The organism is Streptomyces sp. NPDC107500 (genome assembly GCF_055582785.1).
In genome coordinates this window covers 541317-553992 of record NZ_JBVJPF010000004.1, presented here as the reverse complement: position 1 = coordinate 553992, position 12676 = coordinate 541317, and the positions used below count along the sequence as shown (strand labels likewise).

The window sequence follows — 12676 nt, the reverse complement described above, 5'->3', positions numbered from 1 at the left end:
CGAGCACCGGTCCAACGCGCTACGGGACGGTACGACCGGAATCCGCGTGGCCCGCCGGCCCGGGCCGGTCAGGCCAGCTGGCGCCGCACCAGCTCGTGCAGCCGGCCGCCGGTGTCCGCGAGCAACTGGGCGGGCGGCCCCTGCTGGGCGACCTTCCCGTCCTCCATCACGATCACGCGGTCGGCGTCCAGCACCGTGGAGAGCCGGTGCGCGATGACGATCCGGGTCGCGTTGAGCGCCTTGGTGGACTCGATCACGGTGCGCTGCGTCTCGTTGTCCAGGGCGCTGGTGGCCTCGTCGAAGAAGAGGATGCGGGGCCGGCGGATCAGCGCCTGCGCGATCATCAGCCGCTGCCGCTGGCCCCCGGAGACGGCGCCGCTGCCCGACACGATGGTGTGCAGGCCCATCGGCATCCGCTTGATGTCCTCCGCCAGCCCCGCCATCCCGGCCGCCGCCATCGCCTCCTCCGGCGTGTACGGCTCGGTACCGCAGATGACGTCCAGGATCGATCCGGTGAACGGCTGCGCGTGCTGGAGCACCACCCCGCACTGACGCCGCACCGCGGACTGGTCCAGCGCGGCCAGGTCCTGTCCGTCGTACAGGACACTGCCCGACAGCGGCCGGTCGAAGCCGATGAGCAGCCGCAGCAGGGTCGACTTGCCGCATCCGCTGGGGCCGACGACCGCCACGAACTCGCCCGGCCGCACCTCGAAGGACACGTCGTCCAGGACCAGCGGCCCGTCGTCGGTGTACCGGAACGACAGCCGCCGCGCCTCGATCCCGCCGGACAGCGGACCCGGCCGGGTGCTGGCGGTGCGCACCTCGGGTGCCGCGTCCAGCACCGGACGGATCTCCTCGAACAGCGGCAGCGCGGCCACCGCCGACACGAAGGAGCCGGTCAGCTGCGTGACCGAGGTCAGCAGCATCGTCACCGAGGCGTTGAAGGTCAGGAACTCCGCCGCCGACATCGAACCGTGCGCCGGACCCGCGAGCAGCATGAACATCAACAGCGTGCACAGCGGCAGGTACACCGCGCCCAGCACCGCGTTGAGGTTCTTGATCCGTCCGGCCCGCTGCTGGAGCTCGCGGCTGTGCGCGAAGCGTTCCGCCCAGGCCGCGTAGGCGTAGTTCTCGGCGGCGGCCACCCGCAGCTTCGGCAGCCCGCGCAGGGTCTGGAACGCCTGGTTGTTCAGCTTGTTGGTGAGCTTGACCAGCCGCCGCTGCCAGCGCACCTGCCACAGCCCGAGCGCCAGGAAGACACCGGCGACGACCACCAGCATGCCGATCGCCGCGAGCGCCATCGGCACGCTGTACCAGAGCAGCAGCCCCAGGTTCATCGCCCCGACGGTCACCGACTGCGCCACCGTCGGGCCGACGCCCGCCAGCATTCTGCGGATCGCGCTGATGCCCATGGCGGCGCTCGCCAGCTCGCCGGTGGACCGCTCGGTGAAGAACTTCGTCGGCAGCCGCAGCAGCCGGTCCCACACGGCGGGCTGGAGGGTCGCCTCGATCCGGCCCTCCAGGCGCAGGATGGTGAGGTTCTGCATCAGCATGAAGGCCGCCGCGACGACGCTGCTCAGCATCACCGCGAGACACACCTGCACGATCAGCCCGGTCTGCGCCTTCGGCACGAACTCACCGAGCACCTTGCCGGTCGCGACCGGCACCAGCGCGCCGAGCGCCACCGTCACCAGACCGGCGAGCAGCAGGCCGGTCAGATCACGGCGGGTGCCCTGGAGACAGAACCGCAGCAGCCGCAGCGGACTGAGCCGGCGTTCGGGCAGCGGCCGGTAGAACATCACCGCGCGCGGCTCGAACTCCTCGGCGTTCGCCTTCTCCACCGGGGTCTCCCGGCCGGTCCCCGGATGCACGGCCACGTAGCCGCCGCGCCGCCACAGCAGCGCCACCGGTGCCCCCGACAGGGTGCGGTGCCCGATCAGCGGCCCCACGTCGTCCCGCCACCAGCCGTCCTCCAGCCGCACGCCGCGGGTGCGTACCCGCGAGGCCAGGGCGACGCGCTCCACCGGATCGAGCCGCTCGCTCTCGGTGCCGTTCTGGGCGGGCTCGGCCAGCGCGATGCCGGCGGCGCCGGCGACCAGCCGGCACGCCGCGTACGTGGCGTCCGCGTCGGCGGCCGTGGTGCGCCCGGCCGACCGCTTGCCGATCGACGCCAGCAGCGTCCGGTCGGCCTGCGCGCGCACCGCCTCACCGGCCTTGATGCCGGCCGCCGCCCGGGTCTCGTGGGTGCGTTCCAGTTGCTCGATCCAGCGGTCGAGCGTGGTCAGCAGCCGGTGCTGCTGGTCGACCAGGCTCTGCCACAGCGCCGGGTCCATCAGCAGGTCGGCGGCGGCCTCCTCGCCGTACAGCGCCCCGTACTGCACGCTGCCCGGCGGCACCTGCATCCAGAACACGTCGTCGTCGGTGGGCGCCGCCGACCGCTCGGTGGCCATCGGCGCCTGGAAGAGCACGGTCAGCCCCCGGCCCACACCCAGGGCGAGCCCGTACTCCAGCGGGCTCGTCGTCGGCGGCACGTACTGGGGGTTGCCGTACTCGTCGTACGACCAGGTCTGCGTATTCGCCGGCTGGTACAGCTCGCGCAGCCCGATGCGGTGCACCACGCAGTCCCGCAGCGGGCGCGCGACCAGCGTGTGCCGCGGCCCGGCGACCGGCCCGAGCAGCACCGAGCCCGCCTCCAGACGCCCGAGGTGGTGCCAGTGGCCCTGCTCCCCGGCGTCGACCGCGAACAGGTCGACCGCGCCGGACACCACCAGCCACAGCACCTGGGGGCCCTCCAGGTCGAGGCGGTTGAACCCGGCGCAGTCCACGCGGGTGCCCAGCGAGCCGAGCGCCCCGAGGACGAGGTCGCCCTGTCCTTCGTGCACGGTCGTCATCTCAGCGCTCCCTGACCAGTGCCGCGTAGGCGCCGCCGTGCGCCACCAGTTCCTCGTGCCGGCCGCGCTCCACGACCGTGCCGTGCGCCAGCACGACGATCTCGTCGCTGTCCCGCACGGTGCTGAGCCGGTGCGCGATCACCACGCAGGCGCAGCCGCGCCGCCGCAGGTTGTCCATGACGACCTGCTCGGTCTCCGCGTCCAGCGCGCTGGTCACCTCGTCCAGGACGAGGATGCTCGGCCGGCGCACCAGCGCCCGCGCGATCTCCAGCCGCTGGCGCTGCCCGCCGGAGAAGTTGCGGCCGTCCTGCTCGACCGGGCTGTGGATGCCGCCCGGGCGGCGCATCACGACGTCGTACAGCGCGGCGTCCTTGAGCGCGTCCACCACCGCGCTGTCGGGGACCGACGGATCCCACAGGGCGATGTTGTCGCGCACGGAGCCCTCGAAGAGGAACACGTCCTGGTCGACGAAGGAGACGGAGGAGGCCAGCGCCCCGCGCGGGATGTCCTCCAGCCGCTGCCCGTCGATGCGGATCACACCGTCCCAGGGGGCGTAGAGGCCCGAGATCAGCCGGGACACCGTGGACTTGCCGCTGCCCGAGCCGCCCACCAGGGCCACCTGCTGGCCGGGCCCGACGGTGAGGTCGAAGCCGGTGAGCAGGGGCTTGTCGAGCGGGTTGTAGCCGAAGGAGACGTTCTGCAACTCGACCTGCCCGCGCAGCCGCCGGGTGGAGTCGGCGCCGCCGGGACGGTCGTAGAGCGGGTCGGCCCGGAAGTTCTCCACGTCCTTCAGCCGGGCCACGTCCGCAGCGAAGTCCTGGATCCGGCCCGCGACGCCGTTCAGCCGGGTCAGCGGGGCCGTGAAGCGGACCACCAGCGCCTGGAACGCGACCAGCAGACCGACCGAGATGTGCCCCTCGACCGCCCGCATGCCGCCGATCCACAGGATCAGACCGCTGTTGAGCGTCGCCAGTGTCGGCGCGACCACACCCAGCCAGGCGCTCGGCACCCCGAGCCGCTGCTGTTCCTCCAGCGTGGTGGCGTGCTGCCCCGCCCACTTGCGGAAGTAGCCGTCCTCGCCGCCGGTCGCCTTCATCGTCTCGATCAGCTGGAGGCCGGTGTACGCGGTGTTGGTCAGCCGTGCGGTGTCCGCCCGCAGCTTCGCCGTACGCGTCGCGCGCAGCCGGATGACGATCCGCATCGCGAGGATGTTGAGCAGCGCCACCCCGATGCCCACGAAGGTGAGCTGGGGGTCGTACGTGTACAGCAGCACGGCGTACAGGACGACGACGATCGCGTCCACGCCCGCGGCGGCGAGGTCGCGGGCCAGCGTCTCGGCGACGGCGTCGTTGGACTGGAGCCGCTGCACCAGGTCGGCCGGGCTGCGCTGGGAGAAGAACGTCACCGGCAGCCGCAGCAGGTGGCGCAGGAAGCGGGCGCTGGAGAGGGTGGAGGAGATGATCCGGCCGTGCAGCAGGTTGGCCTGCTGGAGCCAGGTCAGCACCACCGTGAGCAGCACGCAGGCCCCCATCGAGGCGAACAGCACACCGAGCAGCGAGGTCTGTCTCCCGATCAGGAACATGTCGATGTAGGTGCGGCTGAGCGCGGGCACCGCCGCCCCGACCGCCACCAGCAGCAGGCTCGCCAGCACGGCGGCGGGCAGCGTGCCCGCGGTGCCGCGCAGGCGGGCGGGCATCGCGCCGAGCACGCCGGGCTTGCGGCCGCCCCGGGTGAAGTCCTCGCCGGGCTCCATGGTCAGCACGACGCCGGTGAAGGACCCGTCGAAGTCCTCCAGGGTCACGAAGCGGCGGCCCTTGCCCGGGTCGTTGATGAACACCCCGCGCCGGCCGAAGCGGCGCCCGATGCCGTCGTAGACGACGTAGTGGTTGAACTCCCAGAACAGGATGGCCGGCGTCGTCACCTCGGCGAGGGCGGCCACGTCCATCTGCATGCCCTTGGCCGTCAGACCGTAGCCGCGCGCCGCCTTCAGCAGGTTGCTGGCGCGCGAGCCGTCGCGGGAGACACCGCAGGCGATGCGCAGCTCCTCCAGCGGGACGTGCCGGCCGTAGTGGCCGAGCACCATCGCGAGGGAGGCGGCGCCGCACTCGACGGCCTCCATCTGGAGCACGGTGGGCGTGCGGACGGTCTTCGCGCTGCTCCTGGGCGTGCGGCGGGCCGGCGGGGCGGCCCGGCGTCGGCCGCGGGTCTCCTGTGCGGTGCTCACGGCAGCAGCCAATCGACGGGACGCTGGTCGGCGAGCCGGATGGAACCGGTGGCCATGGTCATGGAGGTCAGCTCGAACGGCGGCCCGTCGGCGGACGACCACGCGTAGCCGCTCTTCGTGGACCTGGAGGTGTCCAGCCGGACCGTCACGGCCACCGGCCTGCCGTCCTCGGTGAACTGCTCGCCGAGCTGGCTGTCCCCGAGGAACGCGGAGATGGTCTGCGCCGACTGCGCGGAGCGGTCCACCGTCTGCACCTTTCCGTGCAGGACGCCGTACTGCTGGGTGGGCACCGACTGGACGGTCAGGTCGACGGAGGCGTGCGCGGGGATCGCGGCGGCCTTCTCGGCGGGTACGTAGACGGTGGCGTAGAGCGGATCGCCGGGGTCGGCGACCTTCTCGACGGAGGCGACGTTCGCGCCGGTCCGGATGATCTGCCCGACGGTCGCCGCGAGGGCGCTGACCCGTCCGGCGTCGACGGCGCGGACCACGCTCTCGCCGTCGGCGGTACGCACCTTCAGCACGGGGGAGTCGGCGGCCAGCCGCTGGCCCGGGCGCGCGAGGACCGCCGTGACCTGCCCGGAGACGGGACTTTGCAGGAGGTAACTGCCCTGCCCGTGGGTGAGGATGGCGGGTGCGCCGACGGTGGAGGTCACCGAGCCGCCCACCGCCCACACGGACGCGGCGGCCATCGCGACCACGGTCACGGACAGCACCAGCCAGCCCTGCGGGCGGGCGAAACGCACCGGGAGGTCTAGTTCCTCCGGTGACTGGAGCTTGGAGAGGGCCTGCTGGCGGAACTGCACGTCGGACGTATCCCAGTGATTCCCGGAGAAAGCCTGCGAGGGGACGCCCCGGAGGCTGGAGATGCTTGTGCGGAACGGCCGAAAAGTCCCGGAGCCTGGGTGGCTCCGGGACTCAGCGGCACAGGGGCCCGATCAGAGACCGGCGACCAGGCCGGTGACCGGCGCGGTGTTCAGGCCGGTGACACCCTCGACGGTGCCGACGGCCGTGTTGAGCAGACCGGAAACCGGGGCAATGCCGTCCACCAGGCCGGTGACGGTGCCGACGGCGTTCACGTTCAGGCCGCCGGAGACGTTGTCGAGGTCCGCGTCCGAGATCTCGACGGTCTCAACCTGGGGGGTGGAGTTCATGATGGAACTTCCCTTCGTATAGCCATTTCACAAGGGGGGAGCGGCCCCCTCTGGGGACAGATGACGGCCGCGACCGCAGGTGCCGGAAGCCCGTTTCCGGAGCCTCCGCGGCTCCCGCGGTGCGATGGATCAAAGCACGCGCCCGGTCCGGGCTTCCAATCACTCACCCCCTCCCACCAGGGCTCTTGCGACCAAGGGGCACCCAAAGGTGCAGGCGCGCGCACGGCTTCGCGGCCACTTCTTCACACGGCGGGCGACATCACCCCGCCCGACCCCTTGCCCGCACCGGGCCGATTGGGACACTCCCGCCCCAAAGGCGTGGGCGGCGCCGCGTGGTTGTGCAGATCCCCCAGCCGGAGTGACCGGGTTGGGCATTCGATGTGCAGATTCGCTGAAGCAGGGATTCCGCTCCGTGATCGGCACCGTGCGTGTCCGCTCGGGCGCGGAGGGTGCCGACTGGGCGGGACCGGACGCTCCGGCTGAACGCCCCGCCGGGCTCGTGCGTACCAACTGCCGTCCGGGCGCCCCCCCCAACAGCTGCCGGACCGCGGCACCGTCCCGGTCCCAGGAGGTCGAGTAGGTTGAGTCACAAGCGAATTCCGAAGCGCAAAGCCGCGATGGCGGCGGGCGGTGTGGTGGCGCTCGGCGCGGCCGCCATCCTCCTCCCGAACGCCAACGCCTCCCAGGACGGCGGGTCTTCGGACGCCGCGGCGGCGCCGAGGACCCTCAAGGCGGCGGACGCGTCGGATCTCGCCTCGCAACTCGCCGGGATGCTGGGCGACGCCTTCGCCGGCTCGTACTACGACACCGGCGAGCAGCAGCTCGTGGTGAACGTCGTACCCGGTGACAACAACCAGGTCATCGTGGAGGCGAAGAAGGCGGGCGCGGAGGTCCGCGAGGTCGACAACAGCATGGGCGAGCTGCGCGGCGGCGCGTCCACACTGAAGTCCGAGGCGACCATCCCCGGCACCTCCTGGGCGATCGACCCCCGCACCAACAAGATCCTGGTGACCGCCGACTCCACCGTCACCGGCGAGAAGTGGGACAAGCTGGAGTCCACCGTCCAGGGCCTCGGCTCCGGCATGGCCACCCTGGAGAAGTCCGCCGGCACCTTCCGGACCTTCGTGTCGGGCGGCGACGCCATCTTCGGCGGCGGCGCGCGCTGCTCACTCGGCTTCAACGTCACCGCCGGCGACGGCTCCCCGGCCTTCCTGACGGCCGGTCACTGCGGGGTCGCCGCCGAACAGTGGTCGGACGCGCAGGACGGGGCGCCGGTCGGCACCGTCGACCAGGCGGTCTTCCCGGGCGAGGGCGACTTCGCTCTCGTCAAGTACGACGACCCCGCGACCGAGGCGCCGAGCGAGGTCAATCTCGGCGACCAGACCCTCGCGATCGGCCAGGCCGCCGAGGCGACGGTCGGTCAGCAGGTCTTCCGCATGGGCAGCACGACCGGACTGGCGGACGGTCAGGTCCTCGGCCTGGACGCCACCGTCAACTACCCCGAGGGCACGGTCACGGGCCTCATACAGACCGACGTCTGCGCCGAGCCCGGCGACAGCGGCGGCTCCCTGTTCACCCAGGACGGACAGGCGATCGGCCTGACCTCCGGCGGCAGCGGTGACTGCACGGTCGGCGGCGAGACCTTCTTCCAGCCGGTCACCACCGCCCTGGAGGCGGTCGGCGCCACCCTCGGCGGCGACGCGGCCGGAGGAGCGGGCGACCAGGCCGGCGGCGAAGAGGCGGGCGGTGAGGAGGCCGGGGGCGGCGACGCCGCCGGCGGTGAGGAGGCCGGTGGCGAGCAGGCCGGTGGCGACGCGGGCGCCGGTGACGCGGGTGCCGGTGACGCGGGCGACGGTACCGGCAGCGGCGTCGGCGGGTCCGACGACGGAACGGGCGCCCACGACGGCTCGACCGGCTGACCGCACACCGACGGGCGGCCCGGACCTCCGGCGGGAGGACCGGACCGCCCCTTCGCGCGTCTTCGGACCTCTGAGCACCGCTACCTGGGCCCCAGGGGCTGCGCGGATGTCCTATAAGCGCTGTAATGGCGAGGTGGTCGGACAGGGCGCTGCGGAACGCGGATCGAGGACGCTGCGTGCCGAGGGTGCCCTGAAGGCGATCGCGTCCGGCCCGGAGCAGGAGGAGCGGCCCCGCCGGATCCTCGAACAGGCGCTGGTCTTCGCGAGCGCCTCCCTCGCCGCCCTCTACACCCCGAGCGACGACGCCGAGCTGCTCTGCCTGTCCGCCTCGGCCGGTGTGCCGCGGACCCTGTACGGAGTACGCGACAGCTACCCGGCATCCGGCGGCTCCCCGGTCGCGGACGCACACCGCGGCGGTGAGCCGGTCTGGATCGGCCCCGAGGAGTTCGCCGGATCGGCCGAGTCGCGGCACGTGCCCTCCAGCGGCTTCTCCCTCGCCACCCTGCCGGTGCGCGGGGACGGCGGCGGCTGCCTGCTCGCCCTGACCGAGCGCCCCGACGGGTTCGACGCGGAGGACCGGGCCTGCCTCGAACTGGTCGCCGAGGCGCTGATCTGCCCCGCCCCGGCCCAGGCCGAGGAGGACGGGGAGTTGCTGCCGGACTCCTTCAGCCTGGCGATGGACACCGGCCGCGTCGAGGTCGGCGACGACATCCTGCGGCTGTTCGGGCTCGCCCCCGGCGAGTTCGACGGCAAGGTGGAGACGCTGCTCGGCCTCACCGTGCCGGAGGACCTGCCGTCCCTGATGTCGGTGACCGAGTCCGACCACATGACCATCGGCGACCGCGAGCTGGAGTTCCGGGTGCTGCAACCGGCGGGCCCGCCGAAGTGGCTCCGGCTGAGCGGACGCCTGCTGCCCGGCGGCGAGGGGCGTCCGACCCGCCTGGTCGGCACCGTCGCCGACGCGTCGACCCTGCGCCCGGACGTGACCGACGTGGCCCGCGTGCAGCGGCTCGCCGCCGCGCTGGCCACCGCCGGTACCGTCCGCGACGTCGGCCAGGCCGTGGTCGCCGCCCTGCGCAGACCGCTGCGCGCCGACCGGATCGCCCTGGCCGAGCTGGAGAACGACCGGCTCGTCGTCACCGTCCTGGACCCGCCCGAACCGGAGTCCTGGCCCGAGCTGTGGCGGCTGGAGTGGCGTACCGAGTGGCCGGACGCGCCGGTCCGGGCCATGCCCACCCTCGCCGCCGCGCTGCGCGAGGGACGCGCCCGCATCTGGCCCGCCGGCACCGGCGACCTGGAACCCGCCCTCGCCGACGTGGGCCCCGGCGGCCTCGCCGTACTGCCGCTGCCCGCCGCCGGCCGCATGGCCGGCGCCTGTCTGATCGGCTGGGACACCCCGCACGACTTCGGCCCCGACGAACGGGCCCTGCTCACCGCCTCCGCCGGCCTCGCCGGACAGGCCCTGACCCGTGCCCGCGCCTTCGACGCCGAGCACGAACTGGTCGGCATGCTCCAGCGGCAGTTGCTGCCGCGCCGGCTGCCGAAGCTGCCCGGCGCGGTCGCCGTCGCCCGGTACCTGCCGAGCACGGCCGGACTGGAGCTGGGCGGCGACTGGTACGACGTCATCCCGCTGCCCGACCACCACGTCGCCCTCGTGATCGGCGACGTCCAGGGCCACAGCGCGGGCGCGGCCACCCTGATGGGCCAGATGCGCACCGCCCTGCGCGCCTACGCCGTCGAGGGCCACCCGCCGGACGTCGTGGTCTCCCGCGCCAACCGGCTGCTGACCGGCATGGAGACCGACCTCTTCGCCACCTGCGTCTACGTCGACCTCGACATGGAGGAGGGCTCGGCCTGGTGCGTCCGGGCCGGACATCTGCCGCCCGTGCTGCGCCACCCCGACGGCAGCACGGACATCGCCGAGGTGCCCGGCGGCCCACCGCTCGGCGTGGTGACGCAGGCCGCCTTTCCGATGAGCCCGCTGCGGCTGCGGCCCGGCACGCTGATCGCCCTCACCACCGACGGTCTCGTGGAGTCCCCCGACGCCGACATCGACGAGGGCATGGACCGGTTCGCGCACGCGCTGGCCGCGTCGGACCCCGCGCACCTCGGGCTCGTCGCCGACGCGCTGCTCGGCAACGCCCGCCGCAGCGACGACGTCGCCCTGCTCCTGGTGCGCTACGACGGCATGGCACCGCGCCCGCTGCGGGAGAGCTGGTCCGTGTGGCGGCTGCCGGAGGCCGTCAGGCACGCCCGCCGCTTCACCCGGCGCACCCTGCGCTCCTGGGGCGTGCCCGACGACGGCATCGACGCGGTACTCCTCATCGTCTCCGAGCTGGTCACCAACGCCCTGGTGCACACCGACGGCCGGGTCCGGCTCGACCTCGCCCTGATCGGCGGCCGGATGCGGGTCGCGGTGGCCGACGCCTCACCGCGTACGCCGGTCAAGCCGACCAGCATCGGCTGGGAGGCCACGGGCGGGCGCGGCATCCTCCTGGTCGAGGCGATGTCGGCGGCGTGGGGGACGCTGCCGGTCGGCGGGGGCAAGCTGGTCTGGAGCGAGGTCCCGCTGAACCCGTGAGCGTCCCCGGCCGGTTCAGCCGAGCCGCTTCAGCAGCTCCTCGGCGAGCGGGGCGGCGGACGCCGGGTTCTGGCCGGTGACCAGGTTCCGGTCGGCGACCAGGTGCGGGGCCCACGGCTGCGCCGCGCGGACGACGATCCCGGCCTGGCCGAGCCGGTCCTCCAGCAGCCACGAGGCCCGCTCCGCGAGACCGCCCTGCGTCTCCTCCTCGTTGGTGAACGCGGCCACCTCCAGGCCCGCGAAGGCGTTGGCCCCCTCGGCGTCCACGGCGGCCAGCAGCGCGGCCGGACCGTGGCAGACCACTCCGAGCGTTGTCCCGGCACGCAGCGCCTCGGTCAGCAGCCGGCCGGAGTCGGCGTCGACGGCGAGGTCCTCCATGGGGCCGTGGCCGCCGGGGTAGAAGACCGCCGCGTAGTCCCGCAGCCGGACCTCGGAGAGGCTCACCGGGTGCCGCAGCTCCGTGAAGCCCTCCAGCGCGTGGGCGATCCGGTCGGCGTTCTCCTGGCCGCCGTTGACCTCCGGGGCCAGCGACGCCCGGTCGACGGGCGGCACGACCCCGCCCGGCGTGGCCACGACGACCTCGTGACCGGCGGCCTTGAACGCCTCGTACGGGTCGACGGCCTCCTCCGCCCAGAAGCCCGTCGGGTGCCGGGTGCCGTCGGCCAGCGTCCAGTGGTCGGCGCCGGTGAGAACAAAGAGGATCTTCGACATGTAGGGGTCTCCCGTAAGGACGGGCCGCGATCCGTCGTACGCGGCGCTGCGTCCGAAACTAGGACCCGAGCCCTGCGCATCGCCAATGCCACGGCCGATGACAGCCATAGGAATCCGTATGGCACCGTCCCGCCGTGCCGCCGTAGGGTTCAGGGGTGCGACACAGTGACCCCGCGACGGACCACGCCGGCGCCACCACCCCGGCCGCCGCGCCGCCCGACCTCAACCTGCTGCGGACCTTCCTCGCGGTCCACCGCTCCGGGTCCTTCACGGCCGCGGCCCAGCTCCTCGGCCTGTCCCAGCCGACCGTCACCACGCAGATGCGCGCCCTGGAGCGGCAGACCGGCCGCGAACTGTTCGAGCGACTGCCGCGCGGAGTCGCCCCGACCGCGGTGGCCGACGAACTCGCCGCGCGTGTCGCCGCGCCCCTCGACGCCCTCGCGGCGGCCGCCGGGCACGACCCGACCGGCCGCACCCGGCCCGGGCCGGTCCACTTGGCCGGACCCGCCGAACTGCTCTCCACCCGCGCCCTGCCCGCGCTCTCCGGCCTGGTCGCCGACGGCGTACGGCTGCGGGTGGGGCCGGGTCTGACCGACCCGCTCCTCGACGAGCTGCGGGCCGGGCGGCACGACCTGGTGATCGCGACGAGCCGCCCGCGCGGCCGCGGACTGTCCGCGGTGCCCCTGGCGGACGAGGAGTTCGTCCTGGTCGCCGCCCCGGCCCTGGCCGGCCGGCTCCGGCCCGCCCTCGCCGCCGAGGGGCCCGGCGCCCTGCACGAGGTCCCCCTGATCAGCTATGCCGAGGACCTCCCGATCGTCCGCCGCTACTGGCGGCACGTCTTCGGCCGGCGTCTGACCTGCCGGGCCGCCGTCTCCGTCCCCGACCTGCGGGCGGTCGTCGCCATGGTCGCCGCCGGGTCCGGGTTCAGCGTCCTGCCGCGGTACCTGTGCGCCGCCGAACTGGACTCCGGCGCGCTCGCCCTGCTCGACGAACCCGAGGACGCGCCGATCAACACCGCCTACCTGGTGCACCGCCCCGGCGCCTTCGACAACCCGCACGTGCCCCTCGTCCGGGACCACCTCCTGCACGCCGCACGCGAGTGGTGACCCGCGCCACACCGGGCCCGTAGTGGCGGTGTGGCCCGTGCGCCCGGTGTTTCGCGGCGTCGTGCCCGGGGACCCGAGGGAGGTAGACAACGG

General features: G+C 73.5%; 8 protein-coding genes. 3 read left to right on the top strand and 5 right to left on the bottom strand.

The genetic code is table 11. The annotated features are described in order from the left end of the window. Nucleotides 1–68 precede the first annotated feature (68 nt). The 4 genes from ACZ67M_RS19030 to ACZ67M_RS19015 form a co-directional block, all read right to left on the bottom strand. Entirely contained in the window at nucleotides 69–2891 is a 2823-nt protein-coding gene (locus ACZ67M_RS19030) for an NHLP bacteriocin export ABC transporter permease/ATPase subunit (RefSeq protein ID WP_469851830.1), read from the bottom strand. A gap of 1 nt (nucleotide 2892) precedes the next feature. Next, nucleotides 2893–5115: an NHLP family bacteriocin export ABC transporter peptidase/permease/ATPase subunit gene (locus tag ACZ67M_RS19025; protein ID WP_361359626.1), complete on the bottom strand. Its 2223-nt coding sequence runs from the start codon at nucleotides 5113–5115 to the stop codon at nucleotides 2893–2895. Beyond that, on the bottom strand, nucleotides 5112–5918 hold the full coding sequence (locus tag ACZ67M_RS19020; RefSeq protein ID WP_361359628.1) for an HlyD family efflux transporter periplasmic adaptor subunit: 807 nt from the start codon (nucleotides 5916–5918) through the stop codon (nucleotides 5112–5114). Before ACZ67M_RS19020 ends, ACZ67M_RS19025 begins: the two co-directional genes overlap by 4 nt. Nucleotides 5919–6050: 132 nt before the next feature. Continuing rightward, a complete protein-coding gene (locus ACZ67M_RS19015; protein ID WP_003978108.1) occupies nucleotides 6051–6266 on the bottom strand; it encodes a hypothetical protein in 216 nt (71 codons plus the stop codon). A 581-nt stretch (nucleotides 6267–6847) separates the two neighbouring features. Here ACZ67M_RS19015 and ACZ67M_RS19010 point away from each other — a divergent pair. Both ACZ67M_RS19010 and ACZ67M_RS19005 read left to right on the top strand, forming a co-directional pair. Then, complete coding sequence (locus ACZ67M_RS19010) at nucleotides 6848–8185, top strand: S1 family peptidase (RefSeq protein WP_469851828.1); 1338 nt, start codon at nucleotides 6848–6850, stop codon at nucleotides 8183–8185. 106 nt (nucleotides 8186–8291) lie between these two features. Beyond that, the gene (locus tag ACZ67M_RS19005; RefSeq protein ID WP_469851826.1) at nucleotides 8292–10766 is read left to right on the top strand and encodes a SpoIIE family protein phosphatase; all 2475 of its coding nucleotides are present in this window, start codon (nucleotides 8292–8294) and stop codon (nucleotides 10764–10766) included. A 15-nt stretch (nucleotides 10767–10781) separates the two neighbouring features. Here ACZ67M_RS19005 and ACZ67M_RS19000 read toward each other — a convergent pair whose 3' ends face one another. Next, entirely contained in the window at nucleotides 10782–11477 is a 696-nt protein-coding gene (locus tag ACZ67M_RS19000; RefSeq protein ID WP_469851824.1) for a type 1 glutamine amidotransferase domain-containing protein, read from the bottom strand. 155 nt (nucleotides 11478–11632) lie between these two features. Between ACZ67M_RS19000 and ACZ67M_RS18995 the strand changes: the two genes are divergently transcribed. After that, complete coding sequence (locus tag ACZ67M_RS18995) at nucleotides 11633–12583, top strand: LysR family transcriptional regulator (protein ID WP_361359639.1); 951 nt, start codon at nucleotides 11633–11635, stop codon at nucleotides 12581–12583. The last annotated feature ends 93 nt before the right edge of the window (nucleotides 12584–12676 follow it).